General features: G+C 65.3%; 21 protein-coding genes. 14 read left to right on the top strand and 7 right to left on the bottom strand.

Features of this window, described 5'->3' with window-relative positions:
- Positions 1-53: 53 nt before the first annotated feature.
- Together KOF26_RS07150 and KOF26_RS07145 are read right to left on the bottom strand one after the other, a co-directional pair.
- Positions 54-1,169, bottom strand: a complete 1,116-nt coding sequence (locus tag KOF26_RS07150) for an FAD-dependent oxidoreductase (protein WP_216322420.1) — start codon at positions 1,167-1,169, stop codon at positions 54-56.
- 144 nt (positions 1,170-1,313) lie between these two features.
- Positions 1,314-3,542, bottom strand: a complete 2,229-nt coding sequence (locus KOF26_RS07145; RefSeq protein ID WP_216322417.1) for a TonB-dependent receptor — start codon at positions 3,540-3,542, stop codon at positions 1,314-1,316.
- Positions 3,543-3,793: 251 nt separating this feature from the next.
- Between KOF26_RS07145 and KOF26_RS07140 the strand changes: the two genes are divergently transcribed.
- The 9 genes from KOF26_RS07140 to KOF26_RS07100 all read left to right on the top strand — a co-directional run bounded on the left by KOF26_RS07140 (position 3,794) and on the right by KOF26_RS07100 (position 11,978).
- Positions 3,794-5,146: an MFS transporter gene (locus KOF26_RS07140; RefSeq protein ID WP_216322414.1), complete on the top strand. Its 1,353-nt coding sequence runs from the start codon at positions 3,794-3,796 to the stop codon at positions 5,144-5,146.
- Positions 5,147-5,340: 194 nt separating this feature from the next.
- Positions 5,341-6,207 (top strand): ornithine cyclodeaminase family protein, encoded by an 867-nt coding sequence (locus KOF26_RS07135; protein WP_216322412.1) that lies wholly within the window; start codon positions 5,341-5,343, stop codon positions 6,205-6,207.
- 6 nt (positions 6,208-6,213) lie between these two features.
- Entirely contained in the window at positions 6,214-7,677 is a 1,464-nt protein-coding gene (locus tag KOF26_RS07130) for an NAD-dependent succinate-semialdehyde dehydrogenase (protein WP_216322409.1), read from the top strand.
- Between the two features lie 12 nt (positions 7,678-7,689).
- Positions 7,690-8,709 carry a dihydrodipicolinate synthase family protein gene (locus KOF26_RS07125; protein WP_216322406.1) on the top strand — a complete coding sequence of 340 codons (1,020 nt, stop codon included), beginning with the start codon at positions 7,690-7,692 and terminating at the stop codon, positions 8,707-8,709.
- A 195-nt stretch (positions 8,710-8,904) separates the two neighbouring features.
- Positions 8,905-9,693 carry a LuxR family transcriptional regulator gene (locus tag KOF26_RS07120; RefSeq protein WP_216322403.1) on the top strand — a complete coding sequence of 263 codons (789 nt, stop codon included), beginning with the start codon at positions 8,905-8,907 and terminating at the stop codon, positions 9,691-9,693.
- Between the two features lie 69 nt (positions 9,694-9,762).
- Positions 9,763-10,368 (top strand): acyl-homoserine-lactone synthase, encoded by a 606-nt coding sequence (locus tag KOF26_RS07115; protein WP_216322400.1) that lies wholly within the window; start codon positions 9,763-9,765, stop codon positions 10,366-10,368.
- Positions 10,365-11,231: a phytanoyl-CoA dioxygenase family protein gene (locus tag KOF26_RS07110; protein WP_216322397.1), complete on the top strand. Its 867-nt coding sequence runs from the start codon at positions 10,365-10,367 to the stop codon at positions 11,229-11,231. The genes KOF26_RS07115 and KOF26_RS07110 overlap by 4 nt, the downstream gene beginning before the upstream one ends.
- Before the next feature lie 8 nt (positions 11,232-11,239).
- Positions 11,240-11,410, top strand: a complete 171-nt coding sequence (locus KOF26_RS07105; protein ID WP_216322393.1) for a transcriptional regulator domain-containing protein — start codon at positions 11,240-11,242, stop codon at positions 11,408-11,410.
- Between the two features lie 34 nt (positions 11,411-11,444).
- The gene (locus KOF26_RS07100; RefSeq protein WP_216322390.1) at positions 11,445-11,978 is read left to right on the top strand and encodes a DNA -binding domain-containing protein; all 534 of its coding nucleotides are present in this window, start codon (positions 11,445-11,447) and stop codon (positions 11,976-11,978) included.
- A gap of 27 nt (positions 11,979-12,005) precedes the next feature.
- On the opposite strand, the gene KOF26_RS07095 is transcribed toward KOF26_RS07100, so the two are convergent.
- Positions 12,006-12,290, bottom strand: a complete 285-nt coding sequence (locus KOF26_RS07095) for a helix-turn-helix domain-containing protein (protein WP_216322387.1) — start codon at positions 12,288-12,290, stop codon at positions 12,006-12,008.
- A 15-nt stretch (positions 12,291-12,305) separates the two neighbouring features.
- Between KOF26_RS07095 and KOF26_RS07090 the strand changes: the two genes are divergently transcribed.
- The 5 genes from KOF26_RS07090 to KOF26_RS07070 all read left to right on the top strand — a co-directional run bounded on the left by KOF26_RS07090 (position 12,306) and on the right by KOF26_RS07070 (position 17,230).
- On the top strand, positions 12,306-12,575 hold the full coding sequence (locus KOF26_RS07090) for a hypothetical protein (protein ID WP_216322384.1): 270 nt from the start codon (positions 12,306-12,308) through the stop codon (positions 12,573-12,575).
- A gap of 268 nt (positions 12,576-12,843) precedes the next feature.
- Entirely contained in the window at positions 12,844-12,987 is a 144-nt protein-coding gene (locus KOF26_RS07085; RefSeq protein ID WP_216322381.1) for a hypothetical protein, read from the top strand.
- Complete coding sequence (locus KOF26_RS07080; RefSeq protein ID WP_216322377.1) at positions 12,984-13,688, top strand: hypothetical protein; 705 nt, start codon at positions 12,984-12,986, stop codon at positions 13,686-13,688. Before KOF26_RS07085 ends, KOF26_RS07080 begins: the two co-directional genes overlap by 4 nt.
- Positions 13,689-13,756: 68 nt before the next feature.
- On the top strand, positions 13,757-15,925 hold the full coding sequence (locus KOF26_RS07075) for an amidohydrolase family protein (protein ID WP_216322374.1): 2,169 nt from the start codon (positions 13,757-13,759) through the stop codon (positions 15,923-15,925).
- Positions 15,926-15,928: 3 nt separating this feature from the next.
- A complete protein-coding gene (locus tag KOF26_RS07070) occupies positions 15,929-17,230 on the top strand; it encodes an MFS transporter (RefSeq protein ID WP_253201212.1) in 1,302 nt (433 codons plus the stop codon).
- A gap of 13 nt (positions 17,231-17,243) precedes the next feature.
- On the opposite strand, the gene KOF26_RS07065 is transcribed toward KOF26_RS07070, so the two are convergent.
- The 4 genes from KOF26_RS07065 to KOF26_RS07050 all read right to left on the bottom strand — a co-directional run bounded on the left by KOF26_RS07065 (position 17,244) and on the right by KOF26_RS07050 (position 21,670).
- Positions 17,244-17,474: a CAP domain-containing protein gene (locus tag KOF26_RS07065; RefSeq protein ID WP_253201211.1), complete on the bottom strand. Its 231-nt coding sequence runs from the start codon at positions 17,472-17,474 to the stop codon at positions 17,244-17,246.
- Positions 17,475-17,936: 462 nt separating this feature from the next.
- Complete coding sequence (gene nhaA, locus KOF26_RS07060; protein WP_216322371.1) at positions 17,937-19,151, bottom strand: Na+/H+ antiporter NhaA; 1,215 nt, start codon at positions 19,149-19,151, stop codon at positions 17,937-17,939.
- 168 nt (positions 19,152-19,319) lie between these two features.
- On the bottom strand, positions 19,320-20,345 hold the full coding sequence (locus tag KOF26_RS07055; protein ID WP_216322367.1) for a potassium channel family protein: 1,026 nt from the start codon (positions 20,343-20,345) through the stop codon (positions 19,320-19,322).
- 23 nt (positions 20,346-20,368) lie between these two features.
- On the bottom strand, positions 20,369-21,670 hold the full coding sequence (locus KOF26_RS07050; RefSeq protein ID WP_216322364.1) for an SLC13 family permease: 1,302 nt from the start codon (positions 21,668-21,670) through the stop codon (positions 20,369-20,371).
- Positions 21,671-21,697: the final 27 nt, after the last annotated feature.

Raw genomic sequence — 21,697 nt, 5'->3', positions numbered from 1 at the left:
GACCGAGCACGGGGCTGCCAAAACCGGGAACAATACCGAGCGAGCATACTGGCCTAGCTGTAGGATTCCTTCATGCGCTCTCGTGCCTGCGCCATGATCTCTGTCCTTTGGGAGACAGGCTCTCCGGCCATCTCCATCCGCCCCAGCTTCAATGACGTCTCCACGACATACTCCACGCGCGGAGACCGTATCTTCATGAACGAGGCAAAGGCTCTTGAAACGCAGCCAGCGCTTGCGTCGACTTCTCGCGCGAGGACGAGGGCGTCCTCTACGGCGAGGCCGGCGCCGGCCCCGAGGTGAGGGGTCGGGCCATGCGCTGCGTCACCGATCAGGATGACGCGACCCCGGTGGTAAGCGCCCCGGACGAGACAGGCGTCCAGCGGCCGGTAGTTGATCTCCACATGCTCGTCGATCGCGGGGATGAGGCCGGCCAAGGCCTTTTCGAACTCGCCCAATATCTCTCGCAGCCGGTTGGCCAGATGGCTCCGGCTGTGGCGCTGGGGCTCGGCGACCGCCTCGTTGAAGAACATGTACATCTTGTCGCTAGAGCACGGATTGAGGCCCATCTTGGCGTGATCCGACTGGAACATCATGCCTCGGACCACATGGGCCGGTCGGTCGAACAGCGCGCGCCAGCAGACCTGACCGGAATAAGGGGTCGCGGCGAACTCGGGCATGATCAGGCGGCGCATGCTCGAATATGCGCCATCGGCGGCCACCACCATGTCGTAGGTGCCCTGCCGGCCATTCGAGAAGGTCACGGTACAGCCCGTGGCGGTGCTGCTGAGGCCTGAAACCGATGCACCAAGTTCGAGTCTGACGTCGGTCGCGCGGACTCTGTCGGCAAGAATGGCGTGCAGAACCGGCCGCAGGATGGCGCCTTCGAGCAGCTCACCGCTATCCGAAGGCGCTGACAGGACCGACTCGATGTGATTGCCGTGGCGATCATGGACGTCCCATCCATTGTGCCGAAAGCCTTGGGCGGCAACCTCGTCACCGACCCCGAGGTCGCGCAGCGCCCGGCAAGTCAGAAGGGACATGGTGAGACCGGTGCCGATGGCCTGGAGGCGGGGCTGGACCTCGACGAGATGCACCTCGCTTCCAAGCTTCGAAAGCGCAAGGGCAGCAGACAGGCCCGCGATGCCGCCGCCAACAATCAGGATCCTCACCGCGTACTCCCACCTGATTTACTTTGCCCTTGTTGGACGCCCGCGGCCCTTCCCGACGGGAGGCGTCGACAACGCCGCTCGGTTGGGAGGCGGACCGGCCCTCGCTGCGCGGTGCGCCGCGAGGTCCGGTCCCGCAGATCGGCGCTAGAAATTATAGCCTACGGTCACGCCAAAGGTGCGCGGCGGGCTGATCGAACCCGAGAGTGGCGTGCCGAACGACGCCGAGTTCACGATCCCGCCAGTCTTCGTGATCTTGTCGGTGAGATTGCGGCCGAAGACCGTCGCGCTCACATGGCCGTCATCGCTCGTCCAGGTCAGGAACGCGTTGAACTTGGTGTTCCTGGGCTCCGCTATGCTGTCGACGTTGAAGGCGGTGAAATAGACCTTCGAGCGATAGTTGAGCTCGCCCCGCAGCTTGATCTCGCCACCCAGTCCGGCGAAGCTGTACTGCGCGCCAGCGGTCAGCGTGACGTCGGGCGCCTGGACCAGGCTGTTCCCTTCGAGATTCTGGAGCCCGAGCGCAGGCCGCCCCGGATCGACCGAGGAATAATCCCGATACTCCGAATGCATGACGGAGAGAACGCCGTCGAGCTGGAGGCCGTTGAAGGGAAGGAAGGTGAGCTCGGCCTCGCCGCCATACAATATGGCTGCGCCCGCATTCTCGGTCACGACGGAATTATTGACCACCTTCGCCAGCTGCAGGTTGGAATAGTCGTAGTAGAAACCCGCAATGTTCGCCCGCAGCCGGCGGTCGGCGGTCGTCAGCTTGAGCCCCGCTTCATAGGCCCAGATCTTCTCGGGCGAGAATGCAGGCACGTTGACGCCAAGATTATACCCACCGCTCTTGAACGCGCGCGATACCGTGCCGTAGATCAGGGCATCGTCGTTGAGCTTCAGCTCAAAGCCCGCCTTTGGCGTGAAGGCATTGTCGGTCACTTCGTCCTGGCGAGGAAAGCCCGGCATCGGCACCAGTGGTGCGTTCGGCGCATAATCGCGGACGAAATCGAGCTGGAAGATGTCGTTGATCGAGTGCTTTTCGTGATTGTAGCGCGCGCCGAGGATGACCTTGAACGCGTCGCTGACGGCGAGGTCGAGCTGGCCGAAGACGGCCGTGGCCTTGGTGCCGAGTCGCCCTTCGACCTTGAAGCCGTTGACCAGGCGATCCGCGCCGCCGTTGACGAGCAGGTTCCTGGCAGCCTGGGCCGACCCGAGGATCTTCTCGTCGAAATAATAGCCGCCGATGAGCCAGTTGCTGTTGCCGAACGATCCCGAGAGCTGAAGCTCCTGGCTATACTGGCGCGCCCTCTCGAAGAAGATGAATTGCGAGAGCGGCCGCTCGGTCATGTCGATGTCGGTGACGTCGCGAAACTCGGAATGGCGATAGGCGCTGATCGACTTCAGCGTCGCCGGCCCAAGGTCCCAGGTCAACGTGCCGGCAAGGCCATAGAGTTCGCGGCGGTTGGTGGGATCGAAGTCCGACCGGATGTTCCGCAGCTTTGATGAGGTGGTACCGCCCAGCACCGCGCCTCGGAGCGGGATGTCGGGCGAATATTGCCCGAAATAGTGGATGCCATAGGCGTGGTCGTTCTCGCGATAGGAGTCGGCGGAGAGATCTATCGTGAGATCGTTGGCGGGCTCGATGCGTACCGAGGCCCGGGCGCCGCGCTGGTTGGCGTCGTCGATGTCGTTGCCGGTATATTCGTTCTTGCCGTAGCCGCCGCGATTGTTGGACATGACGGCAAGGCGCGCCGCGACATCGTCGGACAGGCTGCCGCTGATCGCGCCCTCGGTAGCGACGCGGCCATAATTGCCGATCGTCAGGTTCAGATAGCCGCTGAGGCCATCGGTCGGTGCCCGGGAAATGACGTTGATCGAACCACCGGTGGCATTGCGCCCATAGAGTGTGCCCTGCGGGCCGCGCAGCACCTCGACGCGATCGACGTCGAAGAAGGTGCCCAGCTGTGCAGCCGGGCGGCTGATGTAGACGCCATCGAGGTGATAGGCCACCCGTCCTTCGGAGCCTGGATCGGGAATGTCGAAGCCGATGCCACGGATCGCGATCCGCGCGGCGCCGCCATAGGTCCCAAAATTGACGCTCGGTGCGATCGTCGTGAGCTGGTCGACTGCGGTTACCTGCCGCTGCTGAAGCGTATCGCCCTGGATCGCCGTGATGGCGAGCGGGATATCCTGCACATTCTCCGCGCGCTTCTGCGCGGTGACGACGATATCGCCGATCGTCCCCTCGTCGGCACCGGTGCTCGTCGCTTCGGTGCCTCCCGTCTGCACATTCGTCGGCACGGCATCCTGCGCCCAGGCCAGCGCGGGGGCGCAGCCTGCGGTCAGCAGCAGCCCGAGCTTCATGGTTCCCTGCATATTTCCTCCCCCGGGATCGGTTCGTGCGGGCGCCTCTGCCCCCACCTTTGCGGGCCGCCGCCAGCCTTCATCAGGCCGGACGATCTATTTCCCGCAGAGGGGAATAAAGGCAATGCGGTTAGGTCGTCAACGCGGTTTTTTTGAGACGCCGACCGACGCCGTGCTTGACGGTCGCGCTACCGGCGTCCATTAATTCCCCATTAAGGGAAAATTAGAAACGAGGCTTCCCAGAGGCCTGGAGGGTGCGAAAGATGGCGACAACCGTGACTGCGACACCCGCAGTCGAGCCCGTCGAAAGTGCGGTCCGGAGAGTCGCGCCGCACTGGTGGCTGGTCGCCGTGCTCACGGCGGTCAGCACCCTGGCCTACATCGACAAGAATATCGTCGCCCTCATGATCGTACCGATCCGGGCGGATCTGGGCCTGACGCCTACCCAGGCGGCCTTCGCACTCGGCTCGGCCTTCGCGATCGCCAACCTGTGCATCACGATCCCAGCCGGCTGGCTAGCGGATCGGGGAGATCGCCGCCTGATGATCATGCTGGCCATGTCCGCCTGGTCCATACTGACGGTCACCAGCGCCTTTTCCCAAGGCTTCTTCACCCTCCTCCTCGCGAGGGCAGGGGTGGGTCTCGCCGAGGGGCTTCTTCCACCCGCCTGCTATTCGTTGATCCGCCAGTCGCTCGCGCTCGATCACCGCGGCCGAGCCCTCAGCATCTTCTCGATGTCGGCGCTGGTAGGGAGCGGACTGGCCTTTCTCCTCGGCGGCTTCGCACTGGCGTTCCTTGAAGGCGTCGACATCAGTGCGCTGCCGCTGATCGGGCATCTCCCCACCTGGGGCGTGACGCTCGTCGCTACAGGAATGCTCGGGATCCCCGTGGCCCTCCTCATCCTCTCCCTCGCGGAGCCGCATCGCGCCGCGCCGCAGGCAACGGATCCGACGGTGCGGCTGAACGACGTCCTGCGCGCACTCTGGGCAAGGCGAGAGATTTTCGGGCCGCTGACCATCTTCTCGGTGGCTTTCGCGATGCTCAGCAACTCGCTCAACCTCTGGATGGCTCCGCTCCTTGCCGAACGCTTCGATATGACTCCCGGAGAGACCGGGCCTCGCATCGGTATGCTGCTCCTGGTCTTCGGCCCGATCGGCCTGATCACCGCCGGCATGCTCATCGATCGGATCGAACGCCGCTGGGGGCGCGGCGCGCAGCTCGTCGGGCTGCTTGTGTCGCTGCTGCTCTTCTTACCGGCCATCATGCAGCCGCTCGCATCCACCCGCATCGCCTTCTGGATCTGGCTGGCCGTCATCCTGCTCGGATCGACGACTTACTTGCTCGTAACGTCCAGTCTCGTCGCCCGTATGCTCGATCCTTCGATGACCGGCCGTGCGATGGCCATCTTCCTGCTCATCCAGGGCATTCTCGGCGCCGGGGTCGCGCCCACGGTCACGGCCGTGGCTATCGACACCGTCTTTGCGACCGCTGCGCACCCCATCTCGACCGCGATGAGCGTGCTGCATGGCGGATATGCCCTGGTGGCGCTCGCCGCGGCCTCCGTTCTCTTCCTGCGCAGCCCACGGCCGCCCACGGCCGCTGAAGCGGCCGAATGACATCCACGTCCGCAAGGCGTGAGCCAGGCCGACAGCATTTACCGGGGAGTTCAAACTTGATGCTACAAGACAATGCGCCACGTTTCCTGACCGACGATGACGTCCGGTCGGCCTTCGACTGGCGCGAAGCCTGCGAGGCGCTACGCGCGGCCTATGCCATGCCGGCGGGCGAGAGCCTGTTCCCGCCGCGGACAATGGCGCGCGGCGATGGTCTCTGGCTGCGGACGCTGAGCGGCATCTCGCCCGACGGCCGGGTCATGGGCGCGAAGCTGATCGCAGCTTCGCCGCGGATCGGCTTTGCATCCTATCTCATTGCGCTGTTCGACCAGTCCAGCCTGTCACTTGTCGCGCTGCTCGATGGCAATTCCGTCACCGGGTTCCGTACCGCCGCGACGTCTGCGGTCGCGGCTGACCTGCTCGCCGCGGACGGGCCGTTGCGGGTCGGCGTGATCGGCTCCGGGTTCGAGGCAAAGAACCACCTCCGCGCCCTGGCGTCGCTGCGACATCTCTCCGACGTGAACGTCTTCAGCCCTCGCGCGGCCAGCCGTCAGGCCTTCGCCGACGAACTCGCCGACCTTGGCTTTGCGATCACGCCGGCAGAGGCTGCGCAGGATGCAGTGCGCGGCACCGATCTAGTGATCTGCGCGGCGCGCTCGCGTGACGAGACGCCGACCATCGACGGCTCCTGGCTGGAGCCGGGCATGACGGTCATCTCGATCGGTTCGACATTGCCTGAGCAGCGGGAACTCGATCCGGAAACGATCCGCCGTGCTTCCCTGATCGTCGCGGACATGCCCGACGAGGTCGCCCACGACACCGGCGACATGCTCGCGGCAAGTGCGGCCGGCATCGGCTTTTCCGACAGGCTCGTGTCGCTCGCCGACGTCGCGGGCGGACGGACGCCGGCGCGGCGATCCTCAGAGGACATCCTGATCTACAAGTCCGTCGGCGCAGCGATCCAGGACCTGGTGGTCGCCGAGCTGTGCCTGCGGCGAAGCGCCCAACTCGGCATCGGCACCCTGCTGCCGGTCAGCATCGCACCTGTGAACAAGCGAAAGTAATCCAACATGCAGATATTGAGCGATGCCTCGCTTCTTCGGGAAGCGGCGCTGATCGACGGGCAATGGATCTCGAAGGGAGCGGGAGGCTCCGTAGTGCTCCGCAATCCGGCGAGCGGGAACATCCTTGCCCATATTCCTGAACTCGACCGCGCGCAGGTCGAGCAAGCGATCGAGGCGGCACACACCGCTTTCGGGCCATGGAGCGCCCGTCCACCGAAGGAACGATCGACCATCCTGCGCCGATGGTTCGACCTCATCGTCGCCAACAGCGACGATCTCGCCCGGCTGATCGTGCTCGAGGAAGGCAAGCCATTCGCCGAGGCGAAGGGCGAGGTCGCCTATGCCGCCTCCTTCGTCGAATGGTTCGCCGAGGAAGCCAAGCGCGTGAAGGGCGATGTGATGGGTGCCCCCGAGCCGGGCCGCCGCATCGTCACGCTGAAGGAGCCCGTCGGCGTCTGCGCGGCGATCACGCCCTGGAACTTCCCGGCGGCGATGATCACCCGCAAGGCCGCGCCTGCACTCGCGGCAGGCTGCACCATGGTGGTCAAGCCTGCCGAGCAGACGCCACTGACCGCCTTCGCACTGGCCGATCTCGCCTCGCGCGCGGGCGTCCCGGCCGGGGTGCTCAACGTCGTCACGGGCGATGCGCGCACGATCGGTGCCGAGCTCACCGCCAATCCCAAGATACGCAAGATCACCTTCACCGGATCGACCGAGGTCGGCCGCATCCTGATCGCCCAGTCGGCAGGCACGATCAAGAAGATGTCGATGGAACTGGGGGGCAACGCGCCCTTCATCGTGTTCGACGACGCAGACGTCGATGCGGCCGTCGCCGGCCTGCTCGCCACCAAGTATCGCAATACCGGGCAGGCATGCATCAGCGCGAACCGCGTCTACGTCCAGGATGGAATCCATGACCGATTTGCCGCCGCGCTGGTGGAAAGGGTCGCCGCCCTCAGGGTCGGCGAAGGCTTCGAGGAGGGGGTGCAGCAGGGACCGCTGATCGACGAGGATGCGGTAGCCAAGGTCGAGAGCCACATCGCCGATGCGCTCGCCAGGGGTGCCACACTCGCTACCGGTGGTAGCCGGCATGCGCGCGGAGGCCAGTTCTTCGAGCCCACCGTCCTCACCGGCGTTACCGCCGACATGCTAGTCACCCGCGAGGAGACCTTCGGCCCGGTTGCGCCCCTCGTGCGCTTCCACGACGAGGCAGAGGCGATCGCGATGGCGAACGATACCGAGTTCGGCCTCGCAGCCTACCTCTTTTCCCGCGACGCGGCGCGGATCTGGCGCGTGGCCGCAGCGCTGCAGTCCGGGATGGTCGGCATCAATACCGGCCTGATCTCGAACGAAATCGCCCCGTTCGGCGGCGTCAAGCAGTCGGGCCTCGGCCGCGAGGGCTCGATCTACGGCATCGATGAATATCTCGAGCTCAAATATCTCGCCTGGGAAGGCGCGCACTCTCTCTGAAGGAGCAGTTCATTGCCAAGCTATAAAAGAAATGAAGCGCGCGACTGGGCGCGCGAGCGCCTCGTCGGCGTCATCAGTTGCACCATCCCGTCGTTCACGCAGGACCTGAAGGCGATCAATGAAAAGGCGATCCGCCATGACACGCGGCTCGCGATCGAACACGGCTTCATGGGAACGCTCGGCGTTTCGGAAGTCTCGATCACGCTTGCAGAGTATCTCGACTTCCTGGCGCTCATGAAGGACGAGGCCGGTGATCGGCTGGTCATCCTCCACCACGCCAGCTGGAATGACCTAGCCCAGAACATCGAGGCGGTCAGGGGCGCCGAGGCAGCCGGCGCGGAGCTGGTGCTGCTCAGCTATCCGCCGAACTTCTATCCCCAGTCCGAGCAGGACATTTACGACTATACCAAGGCGGTCTGCGACGCGACGGATCTCGCGGTGATGCTCTTCCCCATGTATCTCTGGGGCTTCTCCTCGCGCATCCATCCTTCCGATATCCCGACCCCGCTGATCCGACGGCTGATCGACGACTGTCCCAATATCGCGGTGATCAAGGCGGAGGGCGGTTTCCCGTCGATCCAGTCGGTCATCGAGTGCGACCGTCTGTTCGGCAAGGAGGTGGTGATCTCGATGCCGATCGAGGGCGAGTTCATCCCGCTCGCGCAGATCATGCCCATCCAGCTCTCCGCGACGAGCGACCACGAATTCTGGGGACCGCTCATGCCGCAGGTCTTCAACCTCCTGCGCGAGGGCGACTTCGAAGCCGCCACCGAAATCTACTGGCGCATGCATCCTGCCCGAAAGGCGCGGACGCTGCTGCGACCCCAGCTCCATGGCGGCAACTTCATCAACCGCCAGGCGTGGAAGTTCCAAGGCTGGCTGCAGGGCTATAACGGCGGCCCGTTGCGCATGCCGACCCAGCGCATCCATGACCCGCAGATGCTGGCGCTACGCAAGGCGGCGATCGATTCTGGCCTTAATCCCAGCATGGATCCGCTGAGCGAATTCTTCATCGGTCGCCATCCGGTATGATTGGCTGTTTCTCAGCATCCTGAGCCGGCTTGTTTACCCGTCCCCGGAATGAGGGTTCAGGATCGAGATACGCGGAACGCCCGGGCATTGAGATGCCCGGGCTTCAACTGGTCGCCTTATGAAAAGACAATAGCAATGATCTGAGCAGGGGTTTGGGGCGCCACAGCCACAATCGGGGGCGAAGGACATGACTGGATGCTTTCCGACCTCGTCTTGTCGCGGAGCCTATCCTATCTTGCGCTGACCAGCGCCATCGTCGACGAATTGCGTAACATCTCGTCGCAAGAGGAACTGGCGTCGCTCATGCAGGCGATCACGCGCGCCATGGATTTCCGGCACTACGCGCTGATCCACCACGACGATCTGCGCGTCCCCCGCGGGGATCTGGTCGACTTCAAGGACTATCCGGCCGCGATCGCCGAACGTCTGATCGGGGAACGGCGCTACCGGCGCGACCCTGTCATTCGCGGGTGCATCTTCGCGTCGGGCGCCTTCCTATGGTCCGATCTGCCGCGCATCATCGACATCGATCGCCAGGATCGCCGGAGCTTGGAGATCGGCGCGCAAGAGGGCCTCAACGAGGGCATCACCGTGCCCTATGTGCGCCTGGGCGACCGCATGGGTTCGTGCACCTTCGCCGGCACCGACAAGCCCGATCAGGCGGACCGCTTCCTCGGCGCGGCTCAGATGGTCGGCATCTTCGCGTTCCAGGCCGCCCTCCATCTGCGGTCAGGCGAACGACCGCCAGCACCTGCGACACCGAAACTGCATCCGCGTCCCCGCGATTGCGTCGTGCTGGCGGGCCGCGGCTATTCCAACAAGCAGATTGCGCGGGCGCTCACGCTGACCCCGCGCACTGTCGATGGCTATTTGACGAGGGCGCGCCAACTGTTCGACGCCCATGATCGCACCGAACTCGTGGTCTGCGCGGTGCTGGCCGGAGAGGTCGAACTTCACGAACTGAAACGCCGTCAACCCGAGTAATCACTCGGTCTATTTCGAACCCCGGGCCGCTGCTTTCCTCGTGCGCGACATCGCGAGAGGGAGCACACCATGATACACGTCATCGACAACCATCTGGCACCGCAAAGCCGGTCGCTGCTGCAATCCATGTTCGCAGATCGCAAGCGGCTTTTCGTCGACCTGTTCGGATGGGACGTGCCCGTCGTCGACGATCAATATGAAATTGACCAGTTCGACAATCACCACACCGTCTATCTGATCGCCACCGAGAACGACGGCAGCCACGCGGCCTCGATCCGGCTGTTTCCGAGCACCCAGCCGCACATGCTCGGCACCCTCTTTTCTCACCTTTGTCCGCTCGGTGTGCCGGTCGATTCCGGCACATGGGAGAGCACCCGGCTCTGCCTGCCGCAACGCCACGGTGCTGAGCGGCGGCGGACCTTGCGCAACATGCTGTTCGCCGCGATGGTCGACGTCGCGCTGGAGCGCGGCATCGAACGCTACACTGGCGTCATCCCCGACCCCTTCCGCAAGGAGGTGCTGAGCCTCGGCTGGCAGGCCGAACCGCTGGGACCGGCGGTGCGCATCCCGGGCGGCCCAATCGGCGCCTTCCTCATCCACGTTCGGCCCGACACGCCCGAACGGCTGCGCTGGACCGGCGTCTATCCGCAAGCCGATGCACGGGTGCCGGCATGAGCGCCGCGATGGATTGCCAGGCAGGAGCGCTCGCGCGCGATGGCTGGTGCGTGTTCGGCCGCGCCGTCGATCTTGCGGTCATAAGCGGCATCGAGGCCGACCTGGAAGAACGCTTCGCGGAGACCCCGCTGTGCGAGGGTGTCTTCTATGGCGCGCGCACGAAGCGTTTCGGCTCGCTGCTGACCCGGTCGCCGGCGGCCGAACGCCTGGTCATGCACCCCCTGATCCTCGAGATCGTCGAGCAGATGCTGCTGCCATGGTGCGAGCGGATCGCGCTCAATCTCACCCAGGCGATCGAGATCCATCCCGGTGCCCTTCCGCAGCTGCCGCATCGCGATCAGGACATGTGGCAGGGACCCAAGGGCAGCCTCGAATATCTCGTGAACGTCATGTGGCCCCTGACCACCTTCACCTTCGACAATGGCGGCACGCGGCTTTGGACGGGCAGCCACTTCGATCAGGATGTGCCTGTGCTGCCGGAGCAGGAAAGCCTCGTGCCGACGGTGCAGCCCGGCGATGCCCTGATCTTCCTCGGCTCGACCCTCCACGGCGGCGGCGGCAATGCCAGCCCGGCGCCGCGTCGCGGGATCGTCATCAGCTACTGCCTCGGCTGGCTGAAGCCGTTCGAGCTCCAATGGCTGGTCTATCCGCCGCAGATCGCGCGACATTTCTCGCCCGAGTTGGCGGCAATGGTCGGCTATGCGCAACACCGGCCCAATCTCGGCAATGTCGAGGGACAATGCCCGTCGATCCTGCTTGGCGACACCGTGCCCGACCATCTGCCTGCGATAGACGCCCTGCGTCCTGACCAGGCCGAGGCAGCCGACCTGTTCCTCCGATCGCAGCTGGGCGAGGTCGGCTGAGACCGGCCATGTTCGCGCCGGACCCTGACGCCTTCGAAGCGATCCTGCAGCGCGGCCGCTCGGCTCTCGCCTGGGAAGTCCTGCGGCGCGATCCGGACTATCGCGCCGATCGGACGGTCATCTCAGGTTCGCCGGCAGATGCCGCATTCGTTTCGCGCTGGGGGCTGCACTTTCGCTGAGGATCCGGCGCACAGCTGCGCCGTTGTCCGGCCGATGTGGTCGGCGGCCGTGGACCCGCGCGTGCTCACGGCGAGCGTCGTCCCCGTATCCGACCAGGAGTCGAACGGCGCGCTCGCGCTCGCGCCCGTGGTGCGAAGGATGCGCTCCGCGGGGATCGATCATCTCCTGATCGATCGCGGCGAACTACTCAGGGTCGACCTTGTCGATCACAGGTCGCTCGACGGACCGGTCCGGCTTCATTTTGACCTGCCCGACGACGGCTGGCTGGAGGACCGAGTGGCCGTCATCCGCGTTCTCCGCGGTCGGTCGCGTCACGGCGCTCACGTTCAGTTCGCACGCCGGCTGTTGTCCTTGAGCGCAGTCGATGGCCGGGACGCCGGCGCAAGCCTCAAGGAGATCGCCGACCATGTCCTCGGCCCCGGAGACTGGCCAGGCGACGGCGAGCACCGCAAATCCATGATCAGGCGAATGATCGCGAGCGGCGACCGAATGCTTCGCGCCGGACCGTGCGACATCCTTGCCGACGGGCGACGGCCGCCGCGCCACCGCCGCCAATCCGATATGTGACACCCGGGTCGATTGGTCCAAACTGGATCAATTGCCTGTCGTCGGCAGGTTAGGCATCAGCAGCACATGCGGCTCCACGCCGAGGGACAACGCGATTTGATCGAGCCGGTCGATGCTCAGGCTGTATTTCTGACGTTCGAGCGCACTGACATAGGTGCGATCGATCCCCGCCGCGTCGGCGAGAGCTTCCTGGGACAGCCCCCTCGCGGTGCGCAGGTGCTTCAGATTCCTGGCAAGATGCTCTCGACTGGCCACGAGCCCGAAAAGACGGCATAGTCGAGTGACAATCCACGGAGTATACTCGTCGGCCATGAGGGAGCGTGTCGCTTGATCGGGATCAAACCCTTGGCTCCGGTAGGAGATGTCGAGAGCTATGACCGGCGCAATCTGGCATTGTATGCGGCTTTGCTCGAGGCCGACGATGCTGATCGCCACTGGCGCGAGGCGGCTTCCTCCCTGATGGATCTCGACTTGGCCCGTGACGATGCCGAGGCCTGCTGGCGATCGCATCTTGAGCGGGCGCGATGGATTATCGGCGAAGGGCTGGAAGCTGCGGTGGCCGCCTTCTCGGTCCGTCCGCCCGATCGGAACAGCTAGACATCTTTCCCTCGCCGGGCCGCTGGCGCACGTTGGCCTAGGGACCGATTCGATCCGCATCGCGCCTCAAGCACTTCCGAAAGTTCACGGACGCGCCTTCGTGAACTGAAACCGTTCCCGCCGAACACTGACGTCCTTGAACATATGTATTTGTTATAGAACAGGTTCTTTCGGGAAATCATGCTCGATTGCTCACGAGTGCTTCTAGATATAGAGTGCTTGGCTGTGGCAAAAAATTGCTCATGTCGAACTGACAGGAGCATCGTCGATGAAGGACATTCTGGATTTTCTCTCCCATTTCTCCGGCCTGCCGCCCGAGCAGTGGATCGGGCTCATCGCCCTTGCCGCGATCGCCCTTGCCGCGGGCTGCCTCTACGTCGTGCACAGCGTCGTGAAGGGGCAGTCGAAATGAAGGTGAAGCGGCCCGTCTTCGTGAAGCTGCCCGTTCGCTGGATCGACGCGGGCGGCCTGAAGGCGTTCAAGTGGAACCAGGGTGGCTCGGACGAGACGGCGGCGCTGATGCTGCTCGCCGTCCTCGCCCATCACATGGATTCCGAGGACGGGTCGGTGAAGCTGACCTACGACCAGCTCTGCCAGGCGGCCGACCTCAGCCGGGCGAAGGTCGCCGGCGCCCTTTCGATCCTCGAGGCCCGTGGCCTGATCGAGAAGGTCTCGGGCCAGCGCAGCGTCTATCGGCTGGCCGACTACAACGCGCTCGGCAACTGGGCGAAGCTGCCGGTGCGCGGCCTCTATGTCGGCGACCGCGTCCGCGCCTTCGCCGAGTTCAAGCTCCGCTCGCGCGTCGAGCTCGACGCGCTGAAGCTCTATTTCCTGTTCGCGGCACGCCGGAGCAACGCGATGAACATGGCGCCGATCAGCTACGAGAAGATCACCGAGCATTGCGGCGTCGCCAACGATCGCATCCGGCCGGCGCTCAACATCCTCGCCGTCAACGACCTGGTCCACACCGAACGGTTCACCAGCACGCGCGCCGAGGGCGGCGTCGCGCACGCCTACCGGCTGACCCATCTAGACGGCAACCGGCACCTCGGGACGATCGGCCGCGACAGCGATTTCGATCTGGGCCTGCCGGTCGAGGACACGGTCTATTGATCCCTTCGCGGGCAGCGGAGGCTCTGCCGCCGGCCTGACGCCGGCGGATGTTGTTTGAGGGGGACGGGATGAAGCTGGAGACCTTGCTGCGGCGGCGCGAGCCGGACCTGGCACTCGTTATCGGCAACGGCATCAACCGTCACGCCAACGCGGCCGCGACCAACAGCTGGGACGCGCTGCTGATCGGCATCGCCCGCGATTGCGTCCCTGGCGTCACGACCGTGCCGCCGGGCACCGCGCTCACCGAATTCTACGACGTCGTCGAGCTCAAGTCGCACGGTCGCACCGGCGCGATGCAGGCCGAGTTCTGCAAGTCGATGTCGGATTGGCGACCGTTCCCGCACCATCGCCGGACCATGGAATGGGCGCTGCGCCATCGCGCGCCGATCCTCACCACCAACTTCGACGACGTGCTGAGCCAGGCGGCTGACTGCGAATTCCAGTTTCCGCGCGATCCGAAGTTCACCGCCTATTATCCCTGGGGCTGCCATTTCGCCCGGCACGAGATCGACGATCCCTGCACCGACTTCGGCATCTGGCACATCAACGGCATGGCCAAGTACAAGACCAGCATCCGCCTCGGTCTTAGCCACTACATGGGCTCGGTGCGACGCGCCGGCGGCTGGATCCACGGCCGTAGCGACGAGAACCTGTTCCGCGCCAAGAACCGTCGCGAGTGGCAGGGCGCGCGGACCTGGATGCATCTCGTCTTCAACAAGCCGCTGCTGTTCGTCGGACTGGCGCTGGCCGAGAACGAGGTGTTCCTCCGCTGGCTGCTGATCGAGCGGGCCAAGTATTTCCGGACCTTCCCCGACCGCGTGCGCGATGCCTGGTATGTCTATGTCCACGATCCGCGCGACGAGCGGCAGGCGGGCAAGCACTTCTTCCTGGAATCCGTGGGCATCCGCTGCATCGAAGCGAAGAGCTATGCCGACATCTACGAGAACGTCGGCTGGATGCACGCGGCCGAGACGCTGGTGCTCAAGGGCTTCACGCTGATCGACGGGACCGGCCGCACTCCGGCCGCCGGATCGGCGATGGTGGTGACCGACGGCAAGATAAGCTGGGTCGGCCCGGCCTCGGCGCTGAAGGTGCCGACGGGCGCTAAGACGACGGACCTTGCCGGCAAATATGTCATGCCCGGCCTGATCGATACGCATGTCCATCTCGGCCTGACCGCGGACGGGCTGACCGTCGACGCGGCGAACCAGACCCAGGCCAATGTCGAGAGCCAGCTACGCGCCTATGCCCGCTATGGCGTGACAACCGTGCAGACCATGGGCACGGAGCAGGATGTGGTGCTGAAGATGCGCGACGCGCAGCGCGCCACCGGTCGCCCCGCAGAGGCGCGCATCCACGCTGCCGGACTCGGCGTGGTGGTGGAAGGCGGTTATGGCGGGCTTGCCGGCGTGACGAGGAAGGTCTCGACGCCTGCCCAGGCGCGCGCGGCGGTGGACCGTGAGGTGGCGCGTCATGTCGAGATCATCAAGTTCTGGCTCGACGACGAACTGGGCACCGTGCCGAAGATGCCGCCGGAGATCAGCCAGGCGGTGATCGATCAGGCGCATCGCGACCATCTGCGCGTCGCCTCCCACATCTTCTATCTTGAGGACGCCCAGCGCGTCGTCGATCAGGGCGTGGACGCCTTGTCCCACAGCGTGCGCGACCGGCCGGCGACGCCGGCGCTGATCGCCGCGATGAAGCGCCACGGCACGTGGCAGATGGCCTCGACGCTGGCCCGGGAGGAAGCGCTGTTCGCATATGGCACGCGGGCGCCGTTCCTGAGCGACCCCTTCTTCACCCAGGCGGTTGGCCCCAACGCCCTGCGCCAGCTTTCCGACCCGGCCTATCAGGCGAAGGTGGCGGCCGCGCCGCATCTCGGCGAACTGCGCGGCTTCCTGAAGATGGCGCAGCGCAACCTCAAGACGTTGGCCGACGCGGGCATCCCCTATGCGATGGGCACGGACGCGGGCGGTCCGGCGCGCTTTCCCGGCCATGCAGAGCATGTCGAGCTGGCGCTGATGGTCGAGGCGGGGTTGACGCCGATGCAGGCGATCGTCGCCGCGACTGGCGGCGGCGCCAAATTCCTCCACGACGCCAGCGTCGGCACCCTGGAGCGCGGCAAATGGGCTGACTTAGTGGTACTGGACGCCAATCCGGTCGCGGATATCCGCAACAGCCGCGCGATCCGCGCAGTCTATATCGCGGGCCTTCCCGTGCCTAGCATCAAGCGCTAGCCCTTGAACACCAAACCCGAGGCCGAGATCGACACCATGCCCGTCTCCACCACGCGCCCGACGCGTGTCCGCCACGCGGTGCTCTGGCTCACGGTCGCGGCCTATCTGATCACCTATATGGACCGCGTAGTGATCTCGACGGCGGCGCCGTCGATCCAGCGTGAGTTCGGCCTGACCAAGGAGACGATGGGCTGGATATTGGGCGCGTTCCAGATCAGCTACGCGTTGTTCCAGATCCCGGGCGGCTGGCTGGGGGACAAGTTCGGGCCGCGCAAGGCGCTGACGGCGGTGGTGGTGTGGTGGTCGTCCTTCACGGCGGTGACAGCGGCGACATGGTCGGCCGGATCGATGATCGTCGCGCGTTTCCTGTTCGGCATGGGAGAGGCGGGGGCCTTTCCGATCGCCACGCGCTCGCTGTCGCGCTGGATGCTGCCGGCCGAGCGGGGCTTCGCGCAGGGCGTCACCCACGCCGGCTCGCGCCTTGGCGGCGCGATCACGCCCGTGTTCGTCGCCCTGCTGATCGCGGATTTCGGTTGGCGGTCGCCTTTCCTGATCTTCGCCGCGATCGGGCTGGGCTGGGCCGCGCTCTGGTTCCTCTTCTATCGCGACACGCCGGCCGAGCATCGCGGCGTCAACGACGCCGAGCGCGCGATGATCGAGGACGCGATCGGCCGCGTCGCGCCGGTGGGGGCGAAGCACAGGGTGCCCTGGGGCCGCATCCTTTCCGCGCCGCAGATGTGGCTCCTGTCCTGCATGTACTTTTGCTACGGCTGGGGCATCGTCACCTTCCTGCAGTGGTTCCCCACCTATCTCAGCGACGCGCGCGGTTTCGACCTGAAGACCATGGGGCTGGCGGCGAGCATGCCGCTGTTCGCGGGCGTCGCGGGCGATCTGGCGGGTGGCTGGGTATCCGACCTGTTGTTCCGGCGCTCGGGCGCGCTGGCGATGGCGCGGCGCGTGGTGCTGCTGCTGGGTTTCGCGACGGCGGCGATCGCGGTGCCGCTGGCGGCGCTCACCGCCGATCCGGTTGTCGCCATCGCGTGGTTCGGTCTCGCGGTGTTCGGGCTGGAGTTGGTGGTAGGCGTGGCCTGGGCGATCACGCTGGACATCGGCGGCGAATATGCCGGCTCGGTGTCCGCCGTGATGAACACCTTCGGCAATGCCGCCGGCGCGATCGCGGCGGTCGCCACCGGCTATATCGTCGCGCATCAGGGATGGAACGCCGCCTTCTTCGTCATCGCCGGGCTGGCGGCGGTGGGCGCGCTGTTCGCCCTGACGGTGAACGCGAGCCGCCGGATCGCGTGAGGGGCGGGGGCGCCTAGTAGGGGCGTTCGCCGATCACGTTGCCGCCTTCTGCGTAGCGGCAGGTGAGGAACTGATCCGCTTCGCCGCTGACGAGCGTGCAGCCCATAGCCCTCGTCGCGCGCCATATGATCTGCGTGTAATGAGCGACGTCGATCACGTCGCCCGTCCGGCTCACATCGGGGAAACGGCCCGGTACGTAGTTCCGCAAGGTCCCCGACGTGGACGCGCTCGTCGCGAAGCTCAAGGCGCTGGGAGCGGGCGCATGAAGACGCTGATTCTGGTCGAGCACGACAATTCGGTTGTGAAGGATGCCCTGCTGTCGGTCGTTACCGCGTCAAAATTATCTGCGTGTCAATTTCCGCCGCGGCCACCTCCAAAGTCTGATTAGACGTTCCTGCTTGTCAGGATGAAGGTAGGCGTCAGGCTCATCGAAGAGCATGATCTTAGGCTCGAATAGTAGCAGTAAGCAAAAATCTGGATAACCTGGGAGCAACCACGGGGCGGCAGTCTCTAGCGGCCGATCTTGGTTACATAGTCCAACCGCTCGAGGAGATCATCTCCTTCGTGTTCTTCGGAACACCGTAGCTGGCGGCTCGGGCTGCCCAATGCACGGCCTCGGCTTTGCACGCTGCCCGTGAGGGTTTTGTCAGATGGACACGCTCGAAGCGGCTCGCAAATAGAGACATGTCCCATGCAACAGCGGGGCTTATTCTCTAGCCGAAACGATCCGATGCGGTCGGCACGGCGCGCCTCGGCTCTCGCCCCTGGCGACGCGCAGAATGAGATAGCCGAGCAGTCCCGAGAGCAAGGAGCCGGCAAGGACACCGATCTTCGCTTCTGCCCGAAGCAGCGGATCGCCCGGGAAGGCAAGGAGCGTGATGAAGATGCTCATCGTGAAGCCGATGCCGCAGAGCATGGCCACACCGAGGAGCTGGAGACGTCCCGCGCAGGCCGGCATGTCGGCAAGCTTCAGTCTGATCGCGAGCATGGCAAAGCCGAACACGCCGGTGACCTTGCCGACCAGCAGCCCCGCCGCCACGCCCAGGGTCACAGGCGCCGCCAGGACGCCCGGCTGCAAGCCGAGGATCGGCACGGCCGCGTTGGCGAGTCCAAAGATCGGCAAGATCAGGAAGCCCACCGGCACATGGAGACTGCGCTCCAGCCGATGGAGCGGACTCATGGTGCCCGCGTCGGGGCGAGCGGGCGTGCACTCCATCGGAATGGTCATCGCCAGCACGACCCCGGCAAGGGTGGCATGGATGCCCGAGCGCAGCACGAACACCCAAAGGATCACGCCTGCAGCGAGATAGGGCGTGAGCGGGCGGACGCCGAACCGGTTGAATCCGATCAGCACACCGAGCACGGCCGTCGCCGCGGCGAGGTCCACCAGCGACAGCTTGGCCGTGTAGAAGAACGCGATGATGGCAACGGCACCGAGATCGTCGATGATCGCCAATGCCGCCAGGAATACCCGCAATGAGGCTGGTACGCGGTTGCCGAGCAGGGCGATCACGCCGAGGGCGAAGGCGATGTCGGTGGCAGCGGGTATCGCCCACCCTGCTGCGGTCGGGCCGCGGTTGAACCAAAGGTAGATCAACGCCGGCACCGCCATCCCGCCGGCGGCAGCCAGACCCGGGAGGATGCGCCGCGGCCATGAGGAGAGTTGGCCGTCAAGCACCTCGCGCTTGATCTCCAGGCCAACGAGGAGGAAGAAGATGGCCATCAGGCCATCGTTGATCCAATGGGCAAGCGACAGCGGCCCGGCATGGGCCTCAAGCGCCGCCTCATAACGGCTCCCGAGCGGCGAGTTGGCGATAAGCAGCGCGACAATTGCCGCCGCCATCAGCACCATGCCGGCGGCAGATTGGGACTGGAGGAAACGACGGACGGCGCTCGGCCGCACCTGAGCCTTGGGGTTCATCGGCATTGCCTCGGACGCAGATGTTGAGCGCTGGCGGCCCGACCAGCGTGGAAACACCTGCCCGCCTCCTTACCCCGGAATACGAACACCCAGCCGGCCTATGGCATTGCCCCAGCCCGCGGGCAACCTGTTGCAGCCGCGCTCGGACGCGCCGACGCGATTGGCAGCTCAACGCGACAGCCGCGGCACCACCTCGACGATCAGATCGCCGCGCTGCAGGCGGCGCGCCTCCGGCTCCCAGAAACCGAACATCTTCTCGCCACGGTAGATACGGTGCCCGAGGCCGGTCCGGATCTCGGACAGGGCCTTGCCGACCTCCTCCTCCGTCACCGGCCGCTCATGAAGGGCGACGCGCCCTCCGGAGGCCGCGAGGTCGGCCATATAGTCCGCCAGGTGGGCGCCGTGGGTCGACCCGGCCAGAAGCAGTCCGGCAAAGCTCGCCGGATTGATCACTGTATCGGCGCCCGCCTGCTGTGCGATGGCCTCATTGTCTTCAGACCGGATGACCACGCTGATCGGCACGTTGGGGGCGAGGCGGCGGGCTGTCAGCACGATAAGGATGGAGGTGTCGTCGCGTCCTGCGGAGACGATGATCGCCTTGGCGCGCGCCACTTTCACCGCTTCAAGCGTCGCGTTGCGCGTGGCGTCTCCTTCCATCACGGTGGTCCCGCAGTCTCCCGCCAGACGAAGCTGCGACGGATCGCTGTCGATGACGACGATCATTTCGGGATCGGCGCCACGGCGGACGAGCTCGCTCACCGCCTCGGAACCGCTGGTGCCATAGCCGGCGACCACGACATGGCCGTGCAGGTGCTGCTGGATGACCTTCATGCGCCATTTCTCCCAGACGCGCTTGAGCAGGAAGTTATAGGCTGTGCCGAGGAAGATCAGCCAGACGAAGAGGCGGATCGGCGTCACCACGAATGTGTCGAACAGCCGGGCCTGCTGCGTCACCGGCACGATGTCGCCATAGCCGACCGTCGTCACGGTGATCATCGTGAAATAAAGCACGTCGGCGAAGCTGATCGCGCCGTCGACATTGTCGTGAAGGCCTTCGCGGTCGAACCAGTGCACCGCAAGCGCGATGCCGATCAGCCCCAAGGCGAGCAGGATGCGCCAGACCAGCGCCAGCCATACCGGCGTCCGGCTCTTGCGCTGGAGGCTGAGCGGGGTCGGGTCCGGATCGCTTGGCATGAGGGGCCCCACCAGCAACAAGTTCAGAACGGAAAGAAGATGGGGATGGCAACCACCCCCGCCACCCAGGTGATGACATTGAGCGGCACGCCGACCCTGACGAAATCCATGTACCTATACTCGCCAAGCTGGAAAACGAGCACGTTGGTCTGGTATCCGAACGGGGTGGCAAAGGCGGCGCTGGCCGCCATCATCACCGCGATCAGGAAGGGCCGCGGCGCCACCCCCAGGCTTTCGGCAAGCGCGACGGCCACCGGCGTGACAAGCACCGCCACGGCGGCGTTGGACAGGAATTCCGTGGCGAACAGCGTCACGCCATAGAGGATGGCGAGGGCGGCGAGGGGGCCGAACGGGCGGATGAAGTCGATCAGCAGCGCCGTCCCCGCTGCAGCCAGCCCGGTCAGCTCGATGGCCAATCCGACCACCACCATGCCGGCGATCAGCAGCAGCACCTCAGGGCGCAACCCGGCATAGGCCTCCTCCGGGCTGATCACCTTGAGCAGGATGAGCAGCACCGCACCGCCAAAGGCGGCCGCGGCGATGGAGGTAATTCCGACCGCCGCGGCAAGGACGACGGCAAGGAAGACGCCCAGCGACAGCATCGCCTTCCTTGGGTTCAAGGGCTTGTCCACGGCGAACAGCCCGATGTCGCCCAGCATTCCGTCTCCGGTCTGGACGTCCGGTTCGTAAGGCGCGGGCCGCGCACTCCTGTCGCTGTGGGTCAGCAGGCGGCCGCCGATCAGGAACAGATAGATGCCGCCGGTTGCGGCAACGATCAGCCCGACGGGCGTGATCTCGAAGACGCCGAACACCGGCTGGCCCGCATTCCTGGCCATGTCGTTGACGAGCAGGTTCGTGGACGTGCCGATCAGCGTGCATGTCCCGCCCATGATGGTGATGTAGCTGAGCGGGATGAGGAAGCGTTTCGGCGACAGACGCAGCGATGTCGCGACATCCTTCACCACTGGCGCGGCCAGCACGACGATGGGCGTGTTGTTGAGGAACGCCGATGCGCCGCCGCACAGGACCAGCACCAGCCACAAGCCGGCGCTGCCGAGACGCCCGCACAGTTTCGTCGCCTGCCGGATAAGCAGGCCGAGCAGGCCCGACAGCTCGATCGCATAGGCGATGACGAAGAGGCAGGCGAGCGCGATGATCGCCGGGCTGGCGAACGCCCCCTGCACCTCGGACGGGCGGACGACACCCAGCACCATCAGCGATGCGGCCGCCGTCAAGGCGGCGATCTCCGCCCGGATCCGGCCATGGATCAGCACGCCGACCACCGCGACAAGGACGATGAGCGCCGCAAGTTGGTTGAAGCTCATGCCACTGGCAGAGCTTTCCGGGGCGCC

It is taken from the genome of Sphingomonas quercus, assembly GCF_018863195.1.
GTDB classification, from domain to species: domain Bacteria; phylum Pseudomonadota; class Alphaproteobacteria; order Sphingomonadales; family Sphingomonadaceae; genus Solisphingomonas; species Solisphingomonas quercus.
This window is presented reverse-complemented; position numbering and strand designations above follow the sequence as displayed.

Coding starts and splice junctions, on each gene's coding strand:
- KOF26_RS07145 (WP_216322417.1), bottom strand. CDS start 3,542: ATGCAGGGAACCATGAAGCTCGGGCTGCTGCTGACCGCAGGCTGCGCC.
- KOF26_RS07140 (WP_216322414.1), top strand. CDS start 3,794: ATGGCGACAACCGTGACTGCGACACCCGCAGTCGAGCCCGTCGAAAGT.
- KOF26_RS07135 (WP_216322412.1), top strand. CDS start 5,341: ATGGCGCGCGGCGATGGTCTCTGGCTGCGGACGCTGAGCGGCATCTCG.
- KOF26_RS07130 (WP_216322409.1), top strand. CDS start 6,214: ATGCAGATATTGAGCGATGCCTCGCTTCTTCGGGAAGCGGCGCTGATC.
- KOF26_RS07120 (WP_216322403.1), top strand. CDS start 8,905: ATGCTTTCCGACCTCGTCTTGTCGCGGAGCCTATCCTATCTTGCGCTG.
- KOF26_RS07115 (WP_216322400.1), top strand. CDS start 9,763: ATGATACACGTCATCGACAACCATCTGGCACCGCAAAGCCGGTCGCTG.
- KOF26_RS07110 (WP_216322397.1), top strand. CDS start 10,365: ATGAGCGCCGCGATGGATTGCCAGGCAGGAGCGCTCGCGCGCGATGGC.
- KOF26_RS07105 (WP_216322393.1), top strand. CDS start 11,240: ATGTTCGCGCCGGACCCTGACGCCTTCGAAGCGATCCTGCAGCGCGGC.
- KOF26_RS07100 (WP_216322390.1), top strand. CDS start 11,445: ATGTGGTCGGCGGCCGTGGACCCGCGCGTGCTCACGGCGAGCGTCGTC.
- KOF26_RS07095 (WP_216322387.1), bottom strand. CDS start 12,290: ATGGCCGACGAGTATACTCCGTGGATTGTCACTCGACTATGCCGTCTT.
- KOF26_RS07085 (WP_216322381.1), top strand. CDS start 12,844: ATGAAGGACATTCTGGATTTTCTCTCCCATTTCTCCGGCCTGCCGCCC.
- KOF26_RS07080 (WP_216322377.1), top strand. CDS start 12,984: ATGAAGGTGAAGCGGCCCGTCTTCGTGAAGCTGCCCGTTCGCTGGATC.
- KOF26_RS07075 (WP_216322374.1), top strand. CDS start 13,757: ATGAAGCTGGAGACCTTGCTGCGGCGGCGCGAGCCGGACCTGGCACTC.
- nhaA (WP_216322371.1), bottom strand. CDS start 19,151: ATGAACCCCAAGGCTCAGGTGCGGCCGAGCGCCGTCCGTCGTTTCCTC.
- KOF26_RS07055 (WP_216322367.1), bottom strand. CDS start 20,345: ATGCCAAGCGATCCGGACCCGACCCCGCTCAGCCTCCAGCGCAAGAGC.
- KOF26_RS07050 (WP_216322364.1), bottom strand. CDS start 21,670: ATGAGCTTCAACCAACTTGCGGCGCTCATCGTCCTTGTCGCGGTGGTC.